The organism is uncultured Gemmiger sp. (assembly GCF_934561205.1).
Taxonomy (GTDB): domain Bacteria; phylum Bacillota; class Clostridia; order Oscillospirales; family Ruminococcaceae; genus Gemmiger.
The window spans coordinates 56,670-80,820 of record NZ_CAKTFU010000006.1 but is presented as its reverse complement, the minus strand read 5'-3'; the positions used below and the strand labels follow the sequence as shown (position 1 = coordinate 80,820).

Annotated in this window: 26 protein-coding genes and 2 tRNA genes; 20 read left to right on the top strand and 8 right to left on the bottom strand. The window is 57.0% G+C overall.

The window, feature by feature from the left end:
- Positions 1-9: 9 nt before the first annotated feature.
- The gene (gene tsf, locus Q0I19_RS05470; protein ID WP_294759190.1) at positions 10-927 is read left to right on the top strand and encodes a translation elongation factor Ts; all 918 of its coding nucleotides are present in this window, start codon (positions 10-12) and stop codon (positions 925-927) included.
- 505 nt (positions 928-1,432) lie between these two features.
- On the opposite strand, the gene Q0I19_RS05465 is transcribed toward tsf, so the two are convergent.
- The gene (locus Q0I19_RS05465) at positions 1,433-2,008 is read right to left on the bottom strand and encodes a xanthine phosphoribosyltransferase (RefSeq protein ID WP_294759188.1); all 576 of its coding nucleotides are present in this window, start codon (positions 2,006-2,008) and stop codon (positions 1,433-1,435) included.
- A 319-nt stretch (positions 2,009-2,327) separates the two neighbouring features.
- Between Q0I19_RS05465 and Q0I19_RS05460 the strand changes: the two genes are divergently transcribed.
- From Q0I19_RS05460 to Q0I19_RS05440, 5 genes are all read left to right on the top strand, one after another.
- Positions 2,328-3,524 carry an ABC transporter substrate-binding protein gene (locus Q0I19_RS05460; protein ID WP_294759186.1) on the top strand — a complete coding sequence of 399 codons (1,197 nt, stop codon included), beginning with the start codon at positions 2,328-2,330 and terminating at the stop codon, positions 3,522-3,524.
- Positions 3,525-3,657: 133 nt separating this feature from the next.
- A complete protein-coding gene (locus Q0I19_RS05455; RefSeq protein ID WP_294759184.1) occupies positions 3,658-4,542 on the top strand; it encodes a branched-chain amino acid ABC transporter permease in 885 nt (294 codons plus the stop codon).
- 10 nt (positions 4,543-4,552) lie between these two features.
- The gene (locus Q0I19_RS05450) at positions 4,553-5,623 is read left to right on the top strand and encodes a branched-chain amino acid ABC transporter permease (protein ID WP_294759183.1); all 1,071 of its coding nucleotides are present in this window, start codon (positions 4,553-4,555) and stop codon (positions 5,621-5,623) included.
- Positions 5,624-6,385 carry an ABC transporter ATP-binding protein gene (locus Q0I19_RS05445; RefSeq protein WP_294759182.1) on the top strand — a complete coding sequence of 254 codons (762 nt, stop codon included), beginning with the start codon at positions 5,624-5,626 and terminating at the stop codon, positions 6,383-6,385.
- Positions 6,386-6,387: 2 nt separating this feature from the next.
- Complete coding sequence (locus tag Q0I19_RS05440) at positions 6,388-7,104, top strand: ABC transporter ATP-binding protein (protein ID WP_294759180.1); 717 nt, start codon at positions 6,388-6,390, stop codon at positions 7,102-7,104.
- 286 nt (positions 7,105-7,390) lie between these two features.
- Here Q0I19_RS05440 and Q0I19_RS05435 read toward each other — a convergent pair whose 3' ends face one another.
- Together Q0I19_RS05435 and Q0I19_RS05430 are read right to left on the bottom strand one after the other, a co-directional pair.
- Complete coding sequence (locus tag Q0I19_RS05435) at positions 7,391-7,978, bottom strand: DUF4364 family protein (RefSeq protein WP_294759179.1); 588 nt, start codon at positions 7,976-7,978, stop codon at positions 7,391-7,393.
- Between the two features lie 63 nt (positions 7,979-8,041).
- On the bottom strand, positions 8,042-8,950 hold the full coding sequence (locus Q0I19_RS05430; RefSeq protein ID WP_294759178.1) for a S1 RNA-binding domain-containing protein: 909 nt from the start codon (positions 8,948-8,950) through the stop codon (positions 8,042-8,044).
- Between the two features lie 128 nt (positions 8,951-9,078).
- On the opposite strand from Q0I19_RS05430, the gene Q0I19_RS05425 reads away from it, so the two are divergent.
- The 8 genes from Q0I19_RS05425 to Q0I19_RS05390 all read left to right on the top strand — a co-directional run bounded on the left by Q0I19_RS05425 (position 9,079) and on the right by Q0I19_RS05390 (position 15,093).
- Complete coding sequence (locus Q0I19_RS05425; RefSeq protein WP_294759176.1) at positions 9,079-9,267, top strand: DUF951 domain-containing protein; 189 nt, start codon at positions 9,079-9,081, stop codon at positions 9,265-9,267.
- A gap of 47 nt (positions 9,268-9,314) precedes the next feature.
- Entirely contained in the window at positions 9,315-10,397 is a 1,083-nt protein-coding gene (prfA, locus tag Q0I19_RS05420; protein ID WP_294759174.1) for a peptide chain release factor 1, read from the top strand.
- Positions 10,394-11,413 carry an L-threonylcarbamoyladenylate synthase gene (locus Q0I19_RS05415; RefSeq protein WP_294759172.1) on the top strand — a complete coding sequence of 340 codons (1,020 nt, stop codon included), beginning with the start codon at positions 10,394-10,396 and terminating at the stop codon, positions 11,411-11,413. The genes prfA and Q0I19_RS05415 overlap by 4 nt, the downstream gene beginning before the upstream one ends.
- Entirely contained in the window at positions 11,410-12,012 is a 603-nt protein-coding gene (gene coaE / locus Q0I19_RS05410) for a dephospho-CoA kinase (RefSeq protein WP_294759170.1), read from the top strand. Before Q0I19_RS05415 ends, coaE begins: the two co-directional genes overlap by 4 nt.
- Positions 12,009-12,602 (top strand): lytic transglycosylase domain-containing protein, encoded by a 594-nt coding sequence (locus tag Q0I19_RS05405; RefSeq protein WP_294759169.1) that lies wholly within the window; start codon positions 12,009-12,011, stop codon positions 12,600-12,602. The genes coaE and Q0I19_RS05405 overlap by 4 nt, the downstream gene beginning before the upstream one ends.
- 58 nt (positions 12,603-12,660) lie before the next feature.
- Positions 12,661-14,052 (top strand): aminopeptidase, encoded by a 1,392-nt coding sequence (locus Q0I19_RS05400; protein ID WP_294759167.1) that lies wholly within the window; start codon positions 12,661-12,663, stop codon positions 14,050-14,052.
- A gap of 277 nt (positions 14,053-14,329) precedes the next feature.
- Positions 14,330-14,405: transfer RNA gene (locus tag Q0I19_RS05395), tRNA-Ala, on the top strand.
- Positions 14,406-14,490: 85 nt separating this feature from the next.
- Entirely contained in the window at positions 14,491-15,093 is a 603-nt protein-coding gene (locus Q0I19_RS05390; protein WP_294759166.1) for a sporulation protein YunB, read from the top strand.
- 126 nt (positions 15,094-15,219) lie between these two features.
- Here Q0I19_RS05390 and Q0I19_RS05385 read toward each other — a convergent pair whose 3' ends face one another.
- Positions 15,220-16,575 (bottom strand): MATE family efflux transporter, encoded by a 1,356-nt coding sequence (locus Q0I19_RS05385; RefSeq protein ID WP_294759164.1) that lies wholly within the window; start codon positions 16,573-16,575, stop codon positions 15,220-15,222.
- A gap of 166 nt (positions 16,576-16,741) precedes the next feature.
- Positions 16,742-17,311 (bottom strand): rhomboid family intramembrane serine protease, encoded by a 570-nt coding sequence (locus Q0I19_RS05380; protein WP_294759163.1) that lies wholly within the window; start codon positions 17,309-17,311, stop codon positions 16,742-16,744.
- 134 nt (positions 17,312-17,445) lie between these two features.
- Between Q0I19_RS05380 and Q0I19_RS05375 the strand changes: the two genes are divergently transcribed.
- The 4 genes from Q0I19_RS05375 (at position 17,446) to Q0I19_RS05360 (ending at position 20,139) form a co-directional block, all read left to right on the top strand.
- Positions 17,446-17,521, top strand: a tRNA-Thr gene (locus tag Q0I19_RS05375).
- Between the two features lie 98 nt (positions 17,522-17,619).
- Positions 17,620-18,528: a recombinase family protein gene (locus tag Q0I19_RS05370; RefSeq protein ID WP_294759161.1), complete on the top strand. Its 909-nt coding sequence runs from the start codon at positions 17,620-17,622 to the stop codon at positions 18,526-18,528.
- A 104-nt stretch (positions 18,529-18,632) separates the two neighbouring features.
- Positions 18,633-19,535, top strand: a complete 903-nt coding sequence (locus tag Q0I19_RS05365) for a Bro-N domain-containing protein (RefSeq protein WP_294759160.1) — start codon at positions 18,633-18,635, stop codon at positions 19,533-19,535.
- On the top strand, positions 19,525-20,139 hold the full coding sequence (locus Q0I19_RS05360; RefSeq protein WP_294759158.1) for a hypothetical protein: 615 nt from the start codon (positions 19,525-19,527) through the stop codon (positions 20,137-20,139). Before Q0I19_RS05365 ends, Q0I19_RS05360 begins: the two co-directional genes overlap by 11 nt.
- A gap of 329 nt (positions 20,140-20,468) precedes the next feature.
- Here the strand turns inward: Q0I19_RS05360 and Q0I19_RS05355 are convergent, their stop codons facing one another.
- Genes Q0I19_RS05355 through Q0I19_RS05345 form a run of 3 tightly spaced genes read right to left on the bottom strand, consistent with a single transcriptional unit; the run spans position 20,469 to position 22,578 of the window.
- Positions 20,469-21,320, bottom strand: coding sequence for a hypothetical protein (locus Q0I19_RS05355; protein WP_294759157.1), 852 nt, complete (start codon positions 21,318-21,320; stop codon positions 20,469-20,471).
- Positions 21,321-21,323: 3 nt separating this feature from the next.
- Entirely contained in the window at positions 21,324-21,545 is a 222-nt protein-coding gene (locus Q0I19_RS05350) for a hypothetical protein (RefSeq protein ID WP_294759155.1), read from the bottom strand.
- Positions 21,546-21,549: 4 nt separating this feature from the next.
- A complete protein-coding gene (locus Q0I19_RS05345) occupies positions 21,550-22,578 on the bottom strand; it encodes a hypothetical protein (RefSeq protein WP_294759152.1) in 1,029 nt (342 codons plus the stop codon).
- A 56-nt stretch (positions 22,579-22,634) separates the two neighbouring features.
- Here Q0I19_RS05345 and Q0I19_RS05340 point away from each other — a divergent pair, with 56 nt between their 5' ends.
- Positions 22,635-22,949 carry a YabP/YqfC family sporulation protein gene (locus Q0I19_RS05340; protein ID WP_294759151.1) on the top strand — a complete coding sequence of 105 codons (315 nt, stop codon included), beginning with the start codon at positions 22,635-22,637 and terminating at the stop codon, positions 22,947-22,949.
- Complete coding sequence (locus Q0I19_RS05335) at positions 22,903-24,075, top strand: sporulation protein YqfD (RefSeq protein WP_294759149.1); 1,173 nt, start codon at positions 22,903-22,905, stop codon at positions 24,073-24,075. The genes Q0I19_RS05340 and Q0I19_RS05335 overlap by 47 nt, the downstream gene beginning before the upstream one ends.
- Positions 24,076-24,151: the final 76 nt, after the last annotated feature.

The following is a 24,151-nucleotide window of genomic DNA, read 5'->3' as shown; positions in this document are numbered from 1 at the left end:
ACGTGTACTATGGCTATTTCTGCAAAGGACGTTATGGAGCTGCGCAAGCAGACCGACTGCGGCATGATGGAGTGCAAGAAGGCACTGACCCAGGCTGACGGCGACTTCGCCAAGGCCATTGAGATCCTGCGCGAGCAGGGTCTGGCTACCGCCAGCAAGAAGGCCGGCCGTATCGCCGCCGAGGGCATGGTGTATGCCGTTTCTTTCGACAACTGCGCTGTTGTTGTTGAAGTAAACGCCGAGACCGACTTCGTTGCCAAGAACGAGAAGTTCGTTGAGTTCACCAAGGAGCTCGCCAACGTCATCGCCGAGACCAACCCCGCCGACGTTGAGGCCTTGATGGCCACCAAGATGGGCGAGGGCACCGTGGATGATGCCCTGAAGGCTCTGATCCTGGTCATCAAGGAGAACATCAAGGTTCGCCGCTTTGCCCGTTACGAGGGTCACTGCGCTGCTTACGTTCACGGCGGCGGCACCCACGGCGTTATCGTCAAGTTTGCCACCAGCGACGACGTTGCTGCCAAGCCTGAGTTTGCTGCTTTTGGCAAGGACATTGCCATGCAGATCGCCGCTGCCAACCCCGCTTACCTGAACGAGAGCGACGTTCCCGCCGACGTTCTGGACAAGGAGAAGGAGATCGTTCTCGCCCAGATGGCCAACGATCCCAAGACCGCCAACAAGCCCGACGCCATCAAAGAGAAGATGGCCATCGGCAAGCTGGGCAAGTTCTACAAGGAAGCCTGCCTGGTCGATCAGGCCTTCATTAAGGACGGCGGCATCGACGTCAAGAAGTACGTTGCCGACACCGCCAAGGCTCTGGGCGGCGACATCCAGATCGAGAGCTTCGTCCACTACACCAAGGGCGAGGGTCTTGAGAAGCGCACCGAGGACTTCGCTGCCGAGGTTGCTGCAGCTGTCAAGGGCTAATCACTGAATGCAAAACGAACCCCGCCCTGTGGAATTTCCGCAGGGCGGGGTTTTTGCTTGCCTCGGGCAAATGGGCGGTTGGCACGAATTTGTCCTTCGCTTGTAGGGGCGAGCCCGTGCGGAGTACCCGTTATGTTGCTCCTGCCGTAAGACAGCAAGGAGGGGTCAAGACCCCTCCCTACGAATAACCGGGAGGTAAGTAATAATTGGGGAAAATGCAAATTTCCGGTAGTTTGTAGGGGACGCATAAATGCGTCCCGTGCGGTTTTCCCGGTATATCGTAATATCCGGGCGGTTGCAACGGGCGGCATATATGCCGCCCCTACGGACTAACCCGTTATATTCATTATAATATACAATCGCGGGCGGGGCATGCCCCGCCCCTACCGCGCAATAATTTTTGTTGCCCCGTAGGGCGGGGTGACCCCACCCCGCCGAGGAGTTTATCGGCAGTATAGAACAGCCGCTGTCTGCAAGCGCAGACAGCGGCTGTTCTTTTTTATTCTTACTGTTTGCGGAAGGTCAGACCGTCGTCGCTCATGGAATCGACAATGGCGAGGCTGGCCAGCTTATAGCCGGCTGCGCGCAGCTCCGCACCGCCGGGCTGGAAGCCCTTCTCGATGCAGATGCCGATGCCGCCCACCTGCGCACCCGCCTGCTCGCATACGTCCAAAAGACCCTTCATGGCCTTGCCGTTGGCAAGGAAATCGTCCAGCACCAGAACCTTATCGGCAGGGGAGAGGAACTTCTTCGCCAGCGTGATGTCGTACTCCTTGCCGTAGGTGAAGGACTGCACCTTGCTGGTAAACACGTCGCCGTCAATGTTCTTGCTCTTGGCCTTTTTGGCAAAAACCACGGGCACCTTGAAGTACTGGGCGGTCATGCAGGCAATGGCAATGCCGGAGGCCTCAATGGTCAGAATCTTGTTGATGCCGTCATCCTTAAAAATTCGGTAGAACTCCTCACCGATTTTGCTCAGCAAGTCAACATCCAGCTGGTGGTTCAAAAAACAATCTACCTTTAATACATTGCCGGGTCGAACCTGACCCTCCTGCAAAATGCGCTCTTCCAACAGTTTCATCTGGCGGCTGCCCCTTTCCGATTATAAAAATGCGCGTATCGCTTTTACATTTTTGATGGTTTCCTTATATTATGGCAAATTTCGCGGCATTTTGCAAGGATTTTACAAAGGAAAAACGGCATTTTCCTGCATATTTTCATATTGACAAAATTTTGTAACCGAAATTTGTGGTTTTTACCATAATTCGCCGCAAAAAAGGCAGCAACACTGGCAATAAATACTCTTGCAAAGTTGAATTTTGCTCGCTATAATAATGAGTATCTTGCAACACAAAGTTGTGCGACTTTCAAGTGTTGCAATCCTTAGGAGGGAAAGAGATATGAAAAAGTTCGTTAGTTCTGTTTTGGCAGCTTCCATGGCTTTGAGCCTTGCCGCCTGCGGCTCCTCTGCCGCTTCTTCTGCCGCGTCCTCCGACGCAGCTGCCTCCACCGGCAGCACCACCGCATCCGCGGACTTCACCCCGATCAAGATCGGCGGCATCGGTCCCGTTACCGGCGGCGCTGCCATCTACGGTCAGGCGGTCAAGAACGCCGAGGAGCTGGCTGTCAAGGAGATCAACGAGGCTGCCGGTTACACCGTGTTCGACTTCAAGTTTGAGGACGACGAGCATGACGCCGAAAAGAGCGTCAACGCTTACAACAGCCTGAAAGACTGGGGCATGCAGGTTCTGGCCGGCCCCACCACCACTACCCCGTCCCTGGCCGTAGCTGCCGAGACCGCCAATGACAACCTGTTTATGATGACCCCCTCTGCCTCCGCCGAGGCTGTCATCCAGACCGGTGACAATGTATTCCAGATCTGCTTCACCGACCCCAACCAGGGCGTTGCCTCTGCAGACTACATCGCCGAAAATGCACTGGGCACCAAGGTCGGCATCATCTACGACTCCTCCGACGCTTACTCCACCGGCATCCATGACAAGTTCAAGGCCGAGGCTGCCGCCAAGGGGCTGGAAGTCGTCGCAGACGAAGCCTTCACCGCCGACAATAAGTCCGACCTGTCCACCCAGCTGACCAAGTGCCAGACCGCCGGTGCCGACCTTGTTTTCCTGCCCATCTACTATCAGGAGGCTTCTCAGATCCTGATCTCCGCCAACAGCAGCGGCTATACCCCCAAGTTCTTCGGCTGCGACGGTATGGACGGCATCCTGACCATCAAGGGCTTCGACACCTCTCTGGCTGAAGGTCTGATGCTTCTGACCCCCTTCGCCGCTGACGCTGCCGATGAAAAGACGCAGGCTTTCGTTACCGCCTACAAGGAAGCCTACGGCGATACCCCCAACCAGTTCGCCGCCGATGCCTATGACGTTGTCTACGCCATCTACGATGCCGTCAAGGCAGGCAACCTGAACGGCGATATGAGCGCCTCCGACCTGTGCGAAGCCCTCAAGACCCAGATCACCGGTATGACCTTTGACGGTCTGACCGGCGAGGGTATGACTTGGGATGCTTCCGGCGCAGTATCCAAGGCTCCTAAGGCTGTCGTCATCAAAGACGGTGCCTACGCCGCTATGTAAATTTTGTAGCCGATGGCGGCTGCCGGGTCATTATGTCCGACAGCCGTCATTTTATTTGTATTGGCAGTAAAAAATTCTTCTGCACGGGTTGCGGCAAAACACCGGCAGGGGATAGAGTGAGGTGTTCTTCGCAATGCAATTTTTCTCTTATCTGATCAGCGGTATCAGCCTGGGCAGCGTCTACGCGCTGATTGCCCTTGGCTACACGATGGTCTACGGCATTGCCAAAATGTTGAACTTCGCCCACGGCGATATCATCATGATTGGCAGCTACATTGTATTTTTCGCGTTTGGCTCGGCAGGGCTGAACCCCATCCTGGCGATCGTGCTGTCGATGGTGGTCTGCACCGTGCTGGGCGTCACGATTGAACGCATCGCTTACCGTCCTCTGCGCGACGCGCCGTCGCTGGCTGTATTGATCACCGCCATCGGTATGAGCTACCTTTTGCAGCAGGTGGCACAGCTTTCCTGGACGTCCAGCCCCAAGAGCTTTACCTCGGTCGTCAAGGGCTTTGCCCCCATCTCGCTGTTTGACGGGCAGCTGCGCATCCCGGCGGAAACGGTCGTCACCATTGCCGCCTGCGTTGTCATTATGATCGCGCTAATGCTGTTTATCAAGTATGCCCCCGCCGGTCACGCCATGCTGGCTGTGTCCGAGGACCGCGGCGCCGCCCAGCTGATGGGTGTCAACGTCAACGCCACCATTTCGCTGACCTTTGCCATCGGCTCGGCGCTGGCCGCCGTTGCCGGTGCGCTGCTCTGCTCCGCCTATCCCACTTTGCAGCCCACCACCGGTGCCATGCCCGGCATCAAGGCGTTTGTGGCGGCGGTCTTTGGCGGCATCGGCTCGATCCCCGGTGCGTTCTTGGGCGGCATCCTGCTGGGCGTTATTGAAAACCTGAGCAAGGCCTACATCTCGACCCAGCTGTCTGATGCCATCGTGTTTCTTGTTCTGGTCGTGGTGCTGATCGTCAAGCCCACGGGTCTGCTGGGCAAGAAAGTCAACGTGAAAGTGTAAGGTGGCTGCTATGAATTTCAAAACCATGAAACGCTCCACCAAGAGCAATTTCATCACCTTCGGCATCGTGCTGGCCTTTTATCTGCTGATCCAGATCCTCAGCGCTGCCGGTCTGCTGACCAACTCCTTTGCGGGCCAGCTGGTTCCCATCTGCGCCTATGTGGTCATGGCGGTCTCTTTGAACCTGACCGTCGGTATTCTGGGCGAGCTGAGCCTCGGCCACGCCGGGTTTATGAGCGTGGGCGCTTTTTCCGGCACGCTGGTCTGGGTCTGCCTGTATGACACCGCCTGCCCCAAGCCCTTGGCACTGCTGCTGGCGTTTGTTGTCGGCGGCATTGTGGCGGGTCTGTTCGGCTTTGTCGTCGGTGTGCCCGTTCTGCGCCTGTCCGGCGACTATCTCGCCATCGTCACGCTGGCGTTCGGTGAGATCGTCAAAAACTTTATGAACGCCTGCAACCTCGGCATTGACTCGAAGGGCCTGCATTTCTCCTTAAAGGATACCGACTCGCTGCACCTTGCAGCGGACGGCAAGGTGCTGATCAACGGCGCCATGGGCATCACCGGCATCAAAAAAGCCTCCACCTTTACCATCGGCATTGTGCTGGTCGTGCTGACGCTGGTGGTCATCCTGAACCTTGTCAATTCCCGCGCAGGACGCGCCATCACCTCGATTCGCGACAACGAGATCGCCGCGCGCTCGGTGGGCATTCCCATCACCAAATACAAGCTGATGGCGTTTGTTACCAGCGCCGTGTTTGCCGGTATGGCGGGCGTGCTTTACTCGCTGAATTATTCCTCGCTGGTCGCCAAAAAGTTTGACTACAACACCTCGATTTTGATCCTCGTGTTTGTAGTTCTGGGCGGCATCGGCAATTTGCGCGGGTCGGTCATTGCGGCCACCGTGCTGACCGTGCTGCCGGAGATTTTGCGCAGCATGAACGATTACCGCATGCTCATCTACGCCATCATCCTGATCGTGGTTATGATTTTCGGGCAAAGCCCGCAGATGATCGAATGGCGCAAAAAAGTGGTGGCTCGTTTCCGCAAAACGGGCAAGGACGAACCGAAGGGGGTGGCGTAAATGGCACTGTTGGAAGTCAGCAACTTAGGCATTGCGTTCGGCGGTCTGCAGGCCGTGGCGCAGCTTGACCTTTCCATCGAAAAAGGGCATCTGTACGGGCTGATCGGCCCCAACGGTGCCGGCAAAACCACCGTTTTCAATATGCTGACCGGTGTCTACAAGCCCACCGAGGGCAACATCGTGCTGGACGGCAAGGACATTACCGGCAAAAGCCCCGAGCTGATCAGCAAGGCAGGCGTGGCGCGTACCTTCCAGAACATTCGTCTTTTCAACGAGATGACCGTGCTGGATAACGTCAAGGTCGGTCTGCACAACCAGTACAAGTACAATATGTGGACGGGCATCCTGCGTCTGCCCAAATACCGTGAAATTGAGCACGAGATGAACCGTGAAGCCAAAAAACTGCTGAAGATCTTCGATCTGGACGGTCAGGCGGACTTAAAGGCCAGCCAGCTGCCCTACGGCAAACAGCGCAAGCTGGAGATCGCCCGCGCACTGGCCACCAACCCCAAGCTGCTGCTGCTGGACGAGCCTGCCGCCGGCATGAACCCCAACGAAACCGAGGAACTGATGCAGACCGTGCGCAGTGTGCGCGACCAGTTCGGCATTGCCGTGCTGCTGATCGAGCACGATATGAACTTTGTTATGGGCATCTGCGAGCAGATCACCGTGCTGGACTACGGCCGTGTGATTGCGCGCGGCGACGGTATGTCGATCCGCAATAACCCCAAGGTCATTGCGGCCTATCTGGGAGGGGACTGACCATGGGCGAATTGCTTTCTGTTAAAAATATCAATGTGTTCTATGGCTCCATCCACGCCATCAAGGACGTATCGTTCCATGTCAACGAGGGCGAGATCGTCACGCTGATCGGTGCCAACGGCGCCGGCAAGACCACCACGATGCACGCCATCTCCGGCCTGTTGAAGCTGCAAAGCGGCGAAATTGACTACAACGGCCAGGTCATCAGCAAGATGGAGCCGCACAAGATCATCCGCCAGGGCTTGGCGCAGGTGCCGGAGGGTCGCCGCGTGTTCAGCGGGCTGACCGTGCAGCAAAACCTGCAGATGGGCGCTTACACCCGCCGCGACGGCAAGGACGCCATCCAGAGCGATTACGATATGGTCTTTGACCTGCTGCCCCGCTTAAAGGAGCGCCGCAACCAGCCTGCGGGTACGCTGTCCGGCGGCGAGCAGCAGATGCTTGCCATGGGGCGTGCCCTGATGTGCAAGCCTAAGATGCTGCTGCTGGACGAGCCGTCGATGGGCTTGTCCCCGCTGCTTGTCAAGGAGATTTTTAAGATCATCCGCGAGGTCAACCGAAACGGCGTGACCGTGCTGCTGGTCGAGCAGAACGCCAAGATGGCGCTGGAAATTGCCAACCGCGCCTATGTTCTGGAAACCGGCACCATCAAGATGGAAGGCGAAGCCACCGAGCTTGCCAACAACATCGAGGTGCGCAAGGCGTATCTGGGCTGCTGATACCAATCACCCCCGGCATCTGCCGGGGGTGATTTTGTTTGCCAAGAAACTGAACCGGGAGATTGCGAACCTTCGGCAGGTTTGTAGGGAACGGTCTTGACCGTTCCGTGCCGTTTACCCGTTGGGTTGCATTGCCGGGACGGCTGCGGCGGGCGGCATAGTAGCCGTGCCTACGGACGAACCCGTTATGTTGTTGCAACCGCAAAGCAGCAAGGAGGGGTCAAGACTCCTCCCTACATTACTAAAACAAGCGGTGTACCCCTGACGGGGTACACCGCTTTGTTGTTTATAACAGCGCTGCCGGGGGGCGGTCCTGCTCGTCGCCCGGCTGGGAAAGGATATCCATCACCTTATTGTACAAAACATTACCGTGCGCAATAAAGTTGTTCTTGACCATCTCCGCCACCAGCTTGTCGGGCATGGCCAATTCCAGGCGGAACACATCGCGGCCGTCCTCACCGATCGTGCACACCACCGCATAGCCGTCAGGGTTTTCCTGCACCTCGGCGCGGTTCATGGCTGCCTTGTGCCGCCAGCTCTGGATCTGCAAAACGCCGCGAATCGCGCTTTCCCGCACCGTGCGGGGCAGATCCTGCGCCAGGGTGGTCGCCACCGTAAAGCCCTTGTCGGTCACGGTGTAGCTGTCGTTTTGGGCATCGTGCAGGACCAGCTGCTGCTTTTCCACATCGGCCAGCGCATCGGCAAACTCAAAATAGTTGACCAGCTGCTCCTGCAAAAGTGCGCCCTGCAGCGTTTCCCGCGTAATGGGCCCTGCCGTCTTGATCATATAGCACAGCAAAATGCGTATCTGCAAATTGTCGGTAAGTCCGCCGGGCTTGACCCCCGCGGTAAATGCTTCTGCCAAGTATGTCACATCCTTGCCTTACAAAGTCGTTTTCTTCTATTATACACACTGCTTTTGCGCCTTGCAAGTGTTTTAGAACACCGTTTCGATCTGCTTGCGGCTTTGCGGGGTCGAGTAGATCCATTTCTTGATGCGCCCGCGCGTCACAAAATAGTGCGGCTCAAACCGCAGCGGCTGCCCCAGGTTTTTGTTGACCACCACCAGCTTGATCTTCATCTTGTCGGGCAGGATATTTTTGATGTACACGCTCACGGTCTGCCCCGGCGTCAGGGTGGGGTCGGCCTCGGCCAGCCCGGCAAGATTCGGCGCAATTTCAATAAACACGCCGTACTCCTCCACGCTGCGCACAATGCCCACCACCGTCTCGCCGGGGGCAAAGCAGGCGGCGTTCTCGCTCCAGGTGCCCAGCAGCTCGCGCAGGGTCAGCACGATGCGCCCCTGTGCGTCGCGGTTTTTGATGGCGCACAAAAGCTGCTGCCCCACCCGCACACGGTCGGCAGGGGAGGAAATGCGCGACACCGACAGGCAGTCGATGGGCAGCAGCGCCGCGATGCCGCAGCCGATATCACAAAACGCGCCGAACCCCTCAATATGCGTCACGGTGCAGGGCAGCACACTGCCAGCCTCCAGCGTATCCAGATACTGCCGCTTGCACTGCCGCTGGGCCTCTGCGCGGGACAGCAGGTAAATTTCCTCGCCGTTTTCGTCCCGCTGGCTGCCCGTCACGATAAAACAGGTGGGGCGGCCCACGCGGGTCAGCACGGCAATGTCCTTGATCTCCTCGCCGGGGGCGGTGTCCACGCACTCGGCAAAGGGCATCCGCGCACGGTGCCCGGCAATTTCAAACCGCAGGCAGCGGTCGGTGTCATAGGCAAGGGCGGTGCTTTGCAGCACCTCCCCGGCGGCGATACAGCGCTCCCATTCCTCGGGGGTCAGGGTGTTGGCGTTGCGGCAAAGACCTTCAGCACGATATTCCAGCATTTTCGGTTCCTCACTTCTCATTTGTTTTCCGCAAAAGCGGTTGATAACTTTTATGCACAGGGTTTGCAAATCAGCACAAAACGTACTATAATAGAACATGTATATCTGTTCAGAAAGGCGGCTGCATCATGGACGTTCAGGTCGGGGATATCCTGCAAACCAAAAAACCGCATCCCTGCGGGGCAAACCAGTTTGATGTACTGCGCGTCGGTATGGATTTCAAGATCCGCTGCCGGGGCTGCGGGCATGAAATCATGCTGCCCCGCGCTAAAATCGAGCGCAACATTAAAAAAATTCTGCGCGACACCAAGCAGTAGCGCCCCTTGCCGTATTCGCCCCAAAATCGTTACTGCAAGGAGAAGCTATGCCCATACAGGATCTGCACGACGTCGAGCGCCGCTACGAGGAGCTGGCCTACAAAATGTCCACCCCCGAGGCTGCGGCCGACGCCAACGCCTACGCGCAGATGATGCGCGACTACAAGGAACTTACCCCCCTAATTGAAGAATACCGCCGCTGCCGCCGCTTAGAGCAGGAACAGCAGGAGGCGCAGCAGCTGCTGCAGCAGGAGGCTGACCCGGCGTTTACCGCTATGGTACAGCAGGAGCTTTGCGAAATTGCCCGCAATCTGGCGCAAAGCCGAGAGAATCTCAAGCTGCTGCTTTTGCCCAAGGACGCCGATGACGAAAAAAGCGTCATTTTGGAGATTCGCGCCGGCGCGGGCGGCGAGGAAGCCGCCCTGTTTGCCCACAGCCTGTGGCGCATGTACACGATGTACGCCGCCAAGCAGGGCTGGCAGTGCGAGACTGTCAGCGAAAACACCACCGAGCTGGGCGGCACCAAGGAGATCGTTTTTTCGGTGGAAGGGGACAGCGTATACAGCCGCTTAAAGTTTGAAAGCGGCGTTCACCGCGTACAGCGCGTGCCCGAAACCGAGACCCAAGGGCGCATCCACACCTCCACCGTGACGGTCGCCGTTATGCCCGAAGCGGAGGAAGTGGAGTTTGAATTGAACCCCAAGGATCTGCGCATCGACACCTTCCGTTCCTCCGGCGCGGGCGGTCAGCACATCAACAAGACCTCCTCCGCCATCCGCGTCACCCACCTGCCCACGGGCACGGTGGTGGAATGTCAGGACCAACGCAGCCAGCGCGAAAACAAGGAATGCGCCCTGAAAGTCCTGCGCAGCCGCCTGCTGCAGCAAAAGCAGGACGCCTACGACGAGGCCTACAACGCCCAGCGCCAAAGCCAAGTCGGCAGCGGTGACCGCAGCGAAAAGATACGCACCTACAATTTCCCGCAGGACCGCGTCACCGACCATCGCATCGGTCTGACGCTGCGCAACCTGCAAGGCGTGCTGGACGGCGACCTTGACCGCGTCATCGAGCCGCTGATTTTAGCCGATCGGGAAGAAAAATTAAAGCAGAATCACGAGGATACACCATGAAAACGCAAGTTTTGCCTGTCAATGATGCATCGGTAGCGCTGGCTGCCGAGCTTTTACAAAAAGGGGAGCTGGTTGCCCTGCCCACCGAGACGGTCTACGGCATTGCCGCCGATGCCCGCAACGGTGCGGCTGTTGAAAAAATTTTTGAGGCCAAGGGCCGCCCCCAGGATAACCCCCTCATCGTACACATCTGCGGCATGCAGATGCTGGACGGCATCGTGTCCGAAGTGCCCGCGCGGGCCCGAAAGCTGGCCGCCGCCTTCTGGCCGGGACCCCTGACGATGGTCATGCCCAAGGGCAGCGAGGTCAGCCCCGTCACCTGTGCCGGGCTGGATACCGTGGGCGTGCGTATGCCGTCCCACCCGGTGGTGCAGGCGGTCATCCGTCAAAGCGGGGTGGCGTTTGCCGCGCCCAGCGCCAACCTGTCCGGCAAGCCCAGCCCCACCAACGCCGCCGACACGCTGGCCGATATGGACGGCCGCCTGCCGCTGATCCTTGACGGCGGCGAGAGCGCCGTCGGTGTCGAGTCCACCGTCATTTCGGTGGTGGGGGAGAAGCCGATGCTGCTGCGCCCCGGCTACATCACCAAGGAGCAGCTGGAGGCTGTCCTGGGCGAGGAAGTCATCGTAAGCCCTGCCATCCTCGAAAAGCTCAAGGACGGCGAGATCGCCCGCAGCCCCGGCATGAAATACAAGCACTACGCCCCCAAGGCGCAGGTCACGATTTTGCGCGGCAGTCTGGACGCCTACACCGCCTATGTCCGCGCCCACGCCGAGCCGGGCGTCTGGGCGCTCTGCTTTGACGGCGAGGGCGAAACGCTGCCCGTGCCGTACATCGAATACGGCAAAAACCACGACGGCGCCACCCAGGCACATCACCTGTTCTCCGCCCTGCGCGAGCTGGACAAGCAGGGCGCGCGCATCGTGTATGCCCGCTGCCCCGAGCAGGACGGCGTCTCGATGGCCGTGTACAACCGCCTGATCCGCGCCGCGGCCTTCCGTGTGGAGGATGTATGAAAATTATCGGTATTACCGGGCGTTCGGGCTGCGGCAAATCCAGTGCGACAAAATTTTTGGCCGCGCAGGGGTATCCTTGTATTGACGCCGATCTCATCGCCCGCGAGGTCCTGCTGCCCGGCTCGCCCTGCCTGACCGCCTTGCAGGAACGATTCGGGGCGGATATTCTGGACGAGGCAGGGCAGCTGCGCCGCCGCCTGCTGGCCGACCGCGCCTTTGCCACGCCTGCGGGCACCCGCGCCCTGACCGCCGTGACCCAGCCGGAAATTTTAGCCCGCATCGAGCAGCGCCTGCAGGCCGCTGAATCGGCAGGGGCCGACTTTGCCTTTGTGGACGGTGCGGTCATTGTGGGAACGCCCTTTGAGCGCCGCTGCGACGGCATTTTGCTGATTACCGCACCCTATGAGATAAGCGTTGCCCGCATCTGCGCGCGGGACGGCATTGCGCCCGAAATGGCGCGCCGCCGTCTGGACGCGCAGACCCCTTTGGAAACGCTGCGCGCGGCCGCCCGCTGGGAGGTCGTCAACGACGGCTCCGAGGCACAGCTTAAAGACAAGATCGGCTGCTTTTTGCGGCAGCTGAGGGAAGGAGGCCTATGACCCGCCGACAACAAAAATATCGAACGCGGCACCCGCTTCTGCGCTGGCTGGCGGTGCTGCTTGCCCTTGGCATTTTGCTGGTTTCGGTTTTTTTCCGCAGCCGGATCGCCCGCGCCGAATACCCTTGCCGCTACAGCGAATACGTTACCTACTACGCCGCAAAATATGACATAGACCCGCTGATTTTATACTCTTTTATCCGAACCGAAAGCAATTTCGACCCCGCCGCACAGTCCGACGCGGGGGCCAGGGGACTGATGCAGATCACCGAGGTCACCTTTGACTGGATCAAAACGAAGATCGCCCCCGACGAGGATCTGACCTTCGACGATCTGTTCGACCCCGAAACCAACATTCGCTTTGGCAGCTATTTTGTGGCGTACTGCCTGCTGCGGTACGACAACCATCTGGCCACCGCAGCCGCCGCCTACCACAGCGGCGTGGGCACGGTGGACGGCCTGCTGGCAGACCCCGCCTGCTCGCCCGACGGGCAAACCCTTACACACTACCCTTACCCGCAGATGCGGCGGTATGTGCATAAAATCACCACCGGCTATCAACGGTATCAAGAGATTTACTCTGATCAATAAACAGCGATGCTGCGCCTTTTGCGGCACCGCGGATGTAAGAAGAAGAAAGGAACTCCCTATGAAAACTACCGAAGAACTCAAGGCACTGCTCTATAAAAACGAGAGTGTAGCCGACCTCGCCCCCGATTACCTCGCCGCCGCGCAGGATTTCTGCGAGGGCTACAAGGCATTTCTGGACGCCGCCAAGACCGAGCGCGAAGCCACCAAGGCCGCCGAAAAGCTGCTGCTGGACGCCGGCTACCGCCCCTTTGTCGCCGGTGAAACGCTGAACCCCGGCGATAAAGTCTACGCCATCAACCGCGCCAAGTGCGTGCTGGCTGCCACCATCGGCACCAAGAGCCTGGAGGAAGGCTTCCACCTGAACATTGCCCATATCGACTCTCCCCGCCTTGACCTGCGCCCCGTGCCCGTGTTCGAGAAGGAGGACTTCGGCTACCTGCGCACCCACTACTACGGCGGCATCCGCAAGTACCAGTGGCCCACCATCCCGCTGGCGCTGCACGGTGTGATCTTCCGCGCCGACGGCAGCCAGGTGGATGTCTGCATCGGTGAAAAGGACGATGACCCCGTATTCTGCATCACCGACCTGCTGCCCCACCTGGGCGCCAAGCAGAACGCCAAAACGCTGGCCGAGGGCATCACGGCCGAGGAGCTGAACGTTCTGATCGCCTCCACCCCCATTGCCGACAAGGATACCGAAAAGCGCGTCAAGCTGAACGTGCTGGCCATGCTCAACGAAGCCTACGGCATCACCGAGCGCGACTTCACCCGCGCCGAGATCGAGGTCGTGCCCGCCCACAAGGCCCGCGACATCGGCCTGGACCGCGCTATGATCGGTGCTTACGGCCACGACGACCGCGTGGACGCATACCCCGCCCTGATGGCCGAGATCGGCGTCAAGAACCCCGCTTACACCAGCGTCTGCGTGCTGACCGATAAAGAGGAGACCGGCTCCGACGGTGTCACCGGCCTGAACAGCATGTACACCTTCCACTTCCTGCAGCAGCTCTGCGCCGGGCAGGGTGCCGACTACATCACCGCCTGCAAGGCTGCCAAGTGCCTGTCTGCCGATGTCACCGCCGCCTACGACCCGACCTTTGCCGACGCCTTTGAGCCGGACAATGGCACCTACGCCGGCCGCGGTGTGGCCGTGTACAAGTACACCGGTTCCCGCGGCAAGGGCGGCACCAGCGATGCCAGCGCCGAGACCGTCAGCTACCTGACCCGCCTGATGGACAAGAACAACATCGTCTGGCAGATCGGCGAGATGGGCAAGCTGGACCTGGGCGGCGGCGGCACCGTTGCCAAGTATGTGGCCAACCAGGACATCGACACCATTGATATCGGTGTGCCCGTGCTGTCCATGCACGCCCCGTTCGAGGTCGTTTCCAAGGCTGACGTCTACATGGCCTACCTGACCTTCAAAGCCTTCTGCGAGGATGCAGAGTAATAGCCGGAAATTCAAGGTAATACCGCATAATTCTAAGTGCCGATACGGCGAGCGAGGTGCGGCAGATGCTAAGCCAAAAGCGCAGATAATACTGGATGTCTTATCGAGCATTTTGGCAACGCAGATGCTGTGCCGCAGCCGCCGGAGCGGTGCTTAAGCCGTCAGGCGGGAATTGTGCGGTGTTTCCTCAACAACTTTTTTCTGAAAAAGTGTTGACAAAGCCTCTCCCGTTTGCTATAATACCAACTGTCGCCGGAACAAAGCGAAGCGACAGTCTGGGGGATTAGCTCAGCTGGGAGAGCGCTTGCATGGCATGCAAGAGGTCACCGGTTCGATCCCGGTATTCTCCACCACAAGACCGCAACTGCAAGGTTGCGGTCTTTTTCTTTTGTCAAAAAATCCCCCTGCGGCATACAATGTCGGCAGGGGGTGGGGCGTATGCGGCGCAGGGCAAGCAAAGGTTGGCGGCGCGCGGCTCTGCCGCTGCTGCTGCCGTTGGCGCTGCTCAGCGGGCTGTGGCAGTTTGACCGCTATGTCAACACCCGCATCAAGCCCACGCTGCACAAGCTGGCCGAGTACGAAGCCCGCCGCACCGCTGCCGAGGCCGTAGCCGCCGCTGCCCGCACCGTACAGCCCCAAAGCCTGTTCGCCGCAGCAGGGGAGAGCTGGCAGTTGGACACCGCCGCCGTCAACGCCCTGTGCGTGGAGTGCGTGGACGCCGCACAGCGCTATCTGGCCGACAGCGGCCCCATCACCTACACGGTCCCTTTCGGCTCCCTGACCAACGACACTTTGCTGAGCGACTGCGGGCCGGGGTGGCGGTTTTCGCTGCAGCCGCGCGGCTACGCACAGGCGCAGCTGCGCGAAAGCACCGAGTCGCTTTCGGTCAACACGACCCGCTACACAGCGCAAATCGAGCTGACCCTGACGATGGACCTGATTTTGGACAGCAAGATAGAAACGCTGACCTACACGGGGCAGATCCCGCTGGTCACCCTCCTCTTGCCGGGCGGCGTACCGCAATATTACAGCCAATCGTAGCGCCCCGCAAGGGCGTTTTCCCTTGCAAAACAACAACGGGCAGGGTTGTGCACCCTGCCCGTTTGCTGCGCTTGTTATTCTCGGCACAGTTCTTTGGCGGCTTTTCCGGAATTTTTGCTGCCGTTTTTATCCGTTTTGTATTGCATTGCTGCGCGGTTTTTGCACGCTCCTGCGGTAAACCGCCAACGAAACCGCCGCTGCCAGCACCTCGGTGATCCAAAACGCATGCCATACCGCCGCCACGCCGAACGCCCGACAAAGCAGCCAAGCCGTCGGCATAATGACCACCGTATACCGCACCAGAGAAATCACCAGCGAGGCCGTTCCTTTGCCCAGACCCTCCAGTGCACCGCAGGCCGTCACCGACACGGCAGATACCAAAAAGCCCATACTTATGCACCGCAATGCCTGTTCACCGACGGCCAGCGTCTCGGCATTGGCGGTAAACAGTCCCATTAAACTGCCTGCAAAGCCACGGCACACCACCGTGCCTGCCGCCATAATGGCAGCACTCAGCCCCAGCGTAAGGTCAAACAATTTTTTGACGCGTTTTTGCTCTCCCGCACCGTAATTGTAGCCGATCAAGGGGCGCATGCCCTGCACAATGCCGTTGGCGGGCATATACAAAAAGGTCTGCAATTTGTAATATATGCCCAGCACAACAACATAGCTCTGCGAATATCCCGCCAGCAGACCGTTCAAAAACGACACCAGCAGCGACGGCAGCGCCAAATTCAAAATGGCCGGTATGCCGATGCCGTACAGCTGCCGCGTCATGCGGGCCTGCGGGCGCAGATATCTGCGCCGCAGATGCACCGGCAGCTCCATACGCGGGCAAACCAGCAGGTACATAACCACCGTCATAGTCTGCCCGATGCCCGTAGCCAGCGCCGCACCGGCAATGCCCAGCGCGGGTATCGGCCCCCAGCCGAAAATCAGCACAGGGTCCAGCACAATGTTGACCGCCGCGCCCAGCGAAAGCCCCGCCATGGTCAGCTTCATCCGCCCGACGGACTGCAAAATTTTCTCAACGGCCAGCGAGGCCATCAGCACCGTGGAAAAGGAAAACACGATGCTCGCGTAGGTCACGCCCAGCGCCACGGTCTGCTCGCTGTCGGTAAACAGCCGCAGGTACACGGGCATCAGCGGGATGCTCACCGCGGTCAGCACCAGCCCGTGCAGCAGCGAAATGACCAGTCCCTGCGTTGCGGCGCGGTCCGCCTGCTCCTGGTTGCCTGCGCCCAGATGCAGCGCGATCATGGCATTGATGCCCACACCGAAGCCGATGGCGATGGAGTTGATAAAGTTCTGCACAGGGAACACCAGCGACAGCGCCGTGAAAGCGTCCTCGCTGATTTTGGCGATGAACAGGCTGTCCACAATGTTGTACAGCGCGTTTACCAGCATCGAGATGACCATCGGCAGCGCCAGGGACATCAGCAGGGGAAAAATTGGTTTTTCCTTCATGTAAGTTTCCTGCAAGGGGGTTCCTCCTTTTTTGCACACAAAAAAGCCACACAACGACCCTGAAAGAATCGTTGTGTGGCGAAAAGTAGTCTTGACTGTAAAAATCCACACAAGGGGCGCATCGTGCTACCCTTGTTTTAGTGGGGATATTTTACCACGTCGTTTCGGCTTTGTCAAGCGGTTATTTTTTGCGCACGGCAAAGCCGAACGCCGTGCCGCACACGCCGCCCACAATGTGCATAAAGTTGGCGACATTGTCCCGCACAAACAGGATGGCATACACCTGTTGCCCCAGATACAGCGCGCCCACCAGCAGCAGCGTGACCGGCACCCCGCCGCCGCGGCTGCCCGCAAGGCTGGCCAGCATGATCAGCATAAACACAATGCCGGACGCCCCCAGCAGCGCACTGGCAGGAAAAAACACACACTGCAAAATGCCGGAAATCACCGCCGTTATGGCAATGCCGCACAAAAGAGTACGGCTGCCGTATTTTTCCTCCAGCGGCGGGGCAACGACCAAAAACAACAGCATATTGTTGATAAAATGGTTCCAATCCGCGTGGCCCAGCACATGGCCGAACAGCCGCAGATAAAACAGCGGGTCCGTCAGGGACGAACGGTAGACGCAGAAGAATGTCTGTGTGCTTCGCCCGCCGGTAACATAGCCCAGCAGCAGCGCTGCCAGCGAGGCAAAGAAAAAGTTCAGGGTGACCGGCGCATTGTACTGCAATTTTAAGGTGCGGCGGCTCATGGACAACAGCTCCTTTTGCATTTTTTGCTATTATACCACGCAGATACGCCGGTTGTCGAGTTCCCGCCGAGATTTTTGCCACAAAGGGCTTGACTTAGCCTTAAAAATCTGTATAATGATAGTGTTATCCCTTTGCTGGTGTGGCTCAGTCGGTAGAGCAGCTGATTCGTAATCAGCAGGTCGCCGGTTCAAGTCCGGCCACCAGCTCCATGTTAAAAGCTACATTCAAATTTACTTTGAATGTAGCTTTTATTTTTTGCTTTGTACAGTGCTTTCCCCCATGTTATAGTTAACATGGGGGAATTTTTTTGAAGAAAAAGATACACATAATTTTACCAAGGATTGAAGGCAGCAAGAAAACTAAGCACAAAATTCTAAAAGTGGCTGTATATTGCAGAGTCAGCAAAAATACGCCGGAGCAGTTGCGAAGCCTTGAAATGCAGGAACTATATTTTGAAAAATTGGTAAGCGAAAATGCTGATTGGAAACTTTATAAAATTTATAAGGATGTTGGGTCAGGAACACGGAGAGAAGGGCGTGATGGCTATATTGAAATGCTAAATGATGCCCAAAAACACAGATTTGACTTGATTCTGGTTAAGTCATTAAGTCGGTTCGGAAGAAATACAGTAGAAACATTATCCACGATAAGGAGACTGAAAAAAATGAATGTTGCAATGTTATCCGATGTAGAACAAATCAATACAATGGAAGTCAACGAAGCGTTGCTATCCATTTTACTTGCGGCAGCACAGGAAGAAAGTGCCGCGAAAAGTGAGAACATCAAGTTTGGCATTCGCCAACGTATGCGCAGTGGCAAAGCTGTGTTAAACCATGCCCGCTTTTTAGGCTATACTAAGGATAAAGGCGGTAGACTGGTAGTTGTACCGGAAGAGGCTGAAATTGTACGGAAGATATTCTCGTTGTATTTGGCGGGTTATGGTGTGCGCAAGATTAAACGGTATCTGGAGGAAAATGGCATAAAGACTGTCACCGGAAAATCCGAGTGGAGTACATCCACAATAGACCGTATGCTGAGCAATGAAAAATATATGGGAAACCTTTTACTGCAAAAGACCTGCACCCCGGATTTTCTGACCGGAAAACAAAAGAAAAATTGTGGTGAGCAGAGTATGTTTCTGGTGGAAAATGCGCATGAGCCGATTGTATCAAAAGAAATATTTGAAGATGTACAAAGACGGAAACATAAAATGTAAGATGCTTGGTTTGAGTTAAAAACATGGAGAGTTTTTCTTGCTAATCCGTGTGAAATTTGCTATCCTATTAATAGGAAATCTCTTGGAAAGCGGGTGACTTTATAATGAATGAAAACGAACAGCTTCAGCTTTTTGAAGATCAGGCGATTCGTACCGCGTGGGACGAGGAAAACGAGGAATGGTATTTCTCTGTTGTGGATGTGGTATCCGTGCTGACTGATGCAAAGGACTATGACACGGCGCGTAACTACTGGAAAGTCACCAAAAAGAGGCTGAAAGACGAGGGCAGTCAGTTGGTAACAGATTGTAACCAACTGAAATTGAAATCCCCCAAGGACGGAAAACGCTACAAAACAGATGTAGCCAACACACAGCAGCTGTTCCGCATCATCCAGTCCATCCCATCCCCCAAGGCGGAACCGATGAAATTGTGGCTAGCACAAGTTGGGCGGGAGCGCATAGAGGAAACACTGGACCCGGAACGCATTGCGGAACGACTGGTTTCCACTTATGAGCGAAAAGGGTACACGCGGGAATGGATCAATCAGCGTTTGCAGGCAATTTCGGCCCGCAAGGAACTGACGGATGAATGGAAAGACCGCGGCATCGAGAAAAACGCGGAGTATGCGGTTTTGACCGACGAAATCACCCGCGCGTGGAGTGGTATGAGTACCCGGCAGTATAAGAATCTGAAAGGGCTAAAAAAGGAAAGCCTGCGGGATAATATGAGTACCTTGGAATTGGTGCTGAATATGCTGGCAGAAGTGTCCACAAAAGAAATCTCCCAGACTGAGCAGCCGGAAGGCTTACAGCAAAACCGCGATGTGGCGCGCCGTGGCGGTTCGATTGCAGGTGAAGCGCGGAAGCAGATTGAGCAGCAGACGGGACGGCCTGCAATTACCAGTAAGGGGGCAGCAGAGTTGAATCATGTTGTGACGGAGATGCTGGAAGCAAGTACAGATGTGACATTATTACAGGATCCGGAGAAAATTCTAGATGAAAAATGAAATCGTAAGCCTTTCTCTTGGCACAGATTCGATAATCGCAATCATTGGAATTGTAGTAACTGTACTTATTGCTGTCATTGGTGGAATATATAAAATTGTAACAAGTACGAAAAAGTATGAATTGACAGAAAATTATAGAAAAGAGCTTTTGCAATGGTATACTTCTGTGGTAGAAATTATGATACGGATTATCCATTCTATGGAAAGTCAAGAATTCTTTTCTGATGAATTTCAGTCACAGAAAACGGAAATGCTTTCCAGACTATCTGCACTGACAGAAATCGGAAGATTTTATTTTCCCAATGTTATCAAAGGGGATTACTTTGGGCATGATAAGCCATCTGCATATCAGGGGTATAGAGATATTTGTTTGGAATTCTTAGTATACTTTTACAATACTGCATTAAAATCTGTTGATGATAGTAATGTTTCAGTACTTTGGAAACAAGAACGCAATTTTACTGCGCTTATGTTTGATGTAATTGAACCCAGAAAGCGAAATCGGGATTACTCAAAGCATCTGGGATTGACCATTCCCAAAGGACAAGCTATTGAAGATTTTATATACGAAAACCCGAAAAATATAAATGTGTTTAGAAATTAATAGGAAAGTTTATAGTTTGTTTCCTATAGTTCTAATAGAAAAGAGTATAATACTATGTAAGAAGGCGTGTTGTAGATATAGAGAATGTACATGACATTGCAGATTGGTTTTTGAGGCAAGAACCAATGACACATGAACTTCAGAAAATTGAAATTCCACAAAAGCAATAAGAAATCGAAAGGCTGAATAAAGGATAAAAAACGGCAAGTTACTGATGTGTCAAGAATTCTGAAGCCAAAAGAGTAGAAGAACAGGGTATCTTTTTTATCACACTCAGACAAACAAAACCCCGCGCGGTTCCGAAAATGAACCGCGCGGGGTTTTCTTTTTTATTCTGACTGCGTGGGGGCTTCGCCTGCGGGCTTGGCTTCCTGGTTTACCACAGGGATGAACCGCTTGGCAAATTTATTTTCGCCGCGGCTCTTCACATAAAAATACCCGATGATCGAGAAGGTCAGCGCGCCGATAAAATTCACGAACAGATCCTCCATCGTGTCCAGCAGACCAATATCCAGATACCCGCCCAAGCCCAGCGCGGTCCGGGTGCCGTCCGCCTGCACGATGATGACATCGGTTATATTTTTGATCACCACCGGGTGGTTGCCGCCGGGGGCGTCCAGCATAATGCTGCCGATGGCGCTGACCACCGTGTCCTTTTGCATATCCAAAAAGAACAGCTGATCCATCGTACACTCAAAAAATTCCCAAATGACGCCGACCGTCATCGAAAAGCAGAACGCCACGATCGCCATATACAGCGGCGACAGGTTGAACCGCTCGCTGCTGCTGCGGTTCAGAATATCCACCAGCGAAAAGCCGATCGCCGCGCACAAAAAGCCGTTCAGCGTGTGCAGCACGGTGTCCCAGTAGGGGAAGGTGACATAATACGCGCCGATTTCACCCAGAATTTCCGCCGCATAGATAAACAGCAAAATGATGATCTCCAGCGTGTTGGGCAACTCAACGTCCAGCTTGCGCTTCATAACGCTGGGCATCATAAACAGCAGCAGCGTCAAAACGCAAAGGAACACATTTTCAAAATTGCGGTTGAAGATCTGCGCCAGCATTACCAGCACCACCGAGGTGCGCAGCAAAATATACACCAGCGTTACCGAGCGTTTTTCCTTCCACAGGTGTTGGGCCTCCCTGCGCAGGGGCTGTTTTTTGTTGTCCTTGGGCATCGGTCAATCCTCCAGCGAAAAATCTTTGGGGTCCAGATTCGGCAAAACCTGGCGGCGGGGCACGCGCATCAGCGGGTCATAGCTGAACTTACGGCAGCAATAATAGGGCGATACTACGCCTTTGTTTTTGCACAAAATCATTTTTGGGTCGGCCGCCGGGGTGCCGTGCAGGCAGTAGGCACACGCCGGGGCGATGTTGGCCCCATAATACGTTTTTTTGAACATAGCTTCACCGATTTACTTCATAATTATACTTGTTATTATATAAGGTTTTGTATCCTTTGTAAAGCACCGCCGCCAAAAACAATGTGCCTGTAACCAAGGCATCGGGCGGCAGACGCTCCGTCACCACCAGCCGGTTGGCACCGCCCGCCAGCGCCGGCGCCACCCCCGGCAGCAGCCCCAGCGCCAGGCGCACAATGCCCAAGCTGACCGCCGCCTGTACACAACGCGCGAGGGCAAGGGGACGCAGGGATATTTCCCGCGGCAAGAGTGCGGCTACTTGCAGCCACACCGACGCGCTGAGCGCACTCAGGCACAGGCTGCAGCCGTACACCGACACAGCCCCGCCCAAAGCGGCAAATTTTGCGCACCCCGCACTGACCTCCAACGCACCCGAAAGTGCCGCCGCATACAAGGCGGGCAGCGGGCAAAGCACCTGCAAAAGCTGCGATACCGTGCAAAAAAGCACCACACATCCGCACACCGACAGGCAGCTGTTGACGGCATCGCCCACCGCCTGCGGCAGGGTGGCGGACGCAGCCGTCCCTGCCATGCAGGGCCGCCGTCTGCCTGACGGGGGCAGCAGCGGACGGCAAACCAACGCCGAAACGGCATTGCCCGCCAGCTGTGCGCCGAACAACACCCACCCCAAAGGCGCGCTGCCCAGCAGCAGCCCGCCCACACAGCCGATAACAAAACCGGGCGCGGCGCCGCACCCCAAACACAGCAGCAGCCCCGCACGGCGGGTATCGATATTTCCCCGGCGGTACGCACGGGCTGTCAACTGTGCGCACACCGCATACCCGCCCAGCCAGCTCAGCGGCAGCAGGGTGGCGCGGCACTGCCGGGGCGTAAGCTGTGCCAAAATCAGGCTGCACGCCGCAAAGCAGGGAAACAGCGCCGGCAGCACGCTGCCCACACACAGCCGCAGCCCCTGCGCAAAACCCTGCGCCGCCGCATCGGGACGCACCAGCACTCCTGCCAGCAGCGCCGATGCCGCCGCCAGCCAAAACCCACGTTTGAGCAAAGGGTTCATATCCCAACCTCCCCCGCGTATACTGGAATGATGATTTGAATGGGAGGGATGCCCTGTTGAAGCCCCGCAGACCCCACAAGGCGTCCCCGCGCCCGCAGCCGCCGACGCTGTTTGCCCAGCCGCCCGCCGCCTTTTACACCCTGCCGGAAATCGAGCTGCGCGGCGGCCGTGCCGTGGTGTCCGGCTGCCGCCGCGTACTGACCTTCACGCCCGAAAAAATCTGCGTGGATACAGGACGGGTGCTGATAACATTTTATGGCTGCCGCCTGCGAATAGAATCCCTTGTGGGAAAAAGGCTGATGCTGGCGGGGGAGGTGGCGCGCATTGAGTTTTTGCACAAATGGCCCAAGGCTGACAGCCGCACGGTTTGACCTTTTGCAGCTGCAAATCGGCGGCAGCGGCACCGACGTTGCCGCACTGCTCAGTCGGGCGGCGGGGCAGGGGATACGCCTGCGGCGCATCGTCCCCAGCGAAACCGGCTGCACGCTGTACCTGTGGGGGCGGGACCTGGCTGCCTTTTCGGCACTGGCCGCGCCCTGTGCCGTGCAGATCGTGCGGCGCAAAGGCCCCGGCAGGGCAGCTGCCCGGCTGCTGCAGCGGCCCGGCATCCTCTGCGGCGTTGTTTTGTTTTTAGCGCTGCTGCGTGTTTTCTCCGGCTATTTGTGGTGCATTGACTTCGGTACGATGTCCCCGGACTGCGCGGCTGCTCTGCGCACCGTTTTGGCAGAGCAGCATATCACCGAGGGCTGCCGCATGACCCAACCGCTGCTGCAGGCGGCGCAAAACACCGTGCTGCGGCAAAGCGGCACCTTCGGCTGGGTCAGTCTGAATTTTGTAAACGGCTGCCTGTTTGTGGAGAGCACGCCCGGCCGATACCAAAGTGTGCAGCCCGCGCCCGATGCCCGCTTTCTGCGCGCCAAGGCAGCGGGGGAGGTGCTTGCCGTCGAGGTACAAAGCGGCTTTGCCGAGGTCAAGCCCGGGCAGTTCGTGGCCGAAAACCAGCGCCTTGCCGTCTGCACACGCCTTGACCGCAGCGGGCGTGAGGTGCACCAGCCGGTTTCGGGGCGGGTAGTGGCGCAGGTGCAGAAAAGCTACGCCGCACAGTGCTCTTTGCAGGTCACGGCCGCACAGCTTACGGGGCGGCAGGCGCAGCGCCTTACCCTGTGCATTTTCGGCCGCCGCTTTCTGCTGCAGGACGACGCCCCGCTTGAAGGAGACACCGACACCGCCCGGCTGCCGCTGCGCATGGGGCGCATCTGCCTGCCGGGGTATCTTTTGCGCGAAACCTTTTGGCAGCGGCAGACCCGGACGCAAGCCCTGTCCGAGGCCGCTGCCCGCGCACTGGCCCTGCGGAACTGCCGCCGTGCCCTGCTGGCGGACTTTCCCGATGCCGAAATTCTGCGGGAGCAGCGCACCGTCACCGTGCAAAACGGCACGGCCCGCGCCGAGGTGTGCTATCTTTTTACCGCCGACATTGCGCAGGCGGCGCAAGATTGAGTTCCCTGAAACGCACTGTTTGCCGCGTCAAAACTGTTGAAAAAATTTTGTGCAAAATTAACAGTTTCTTTTGTCA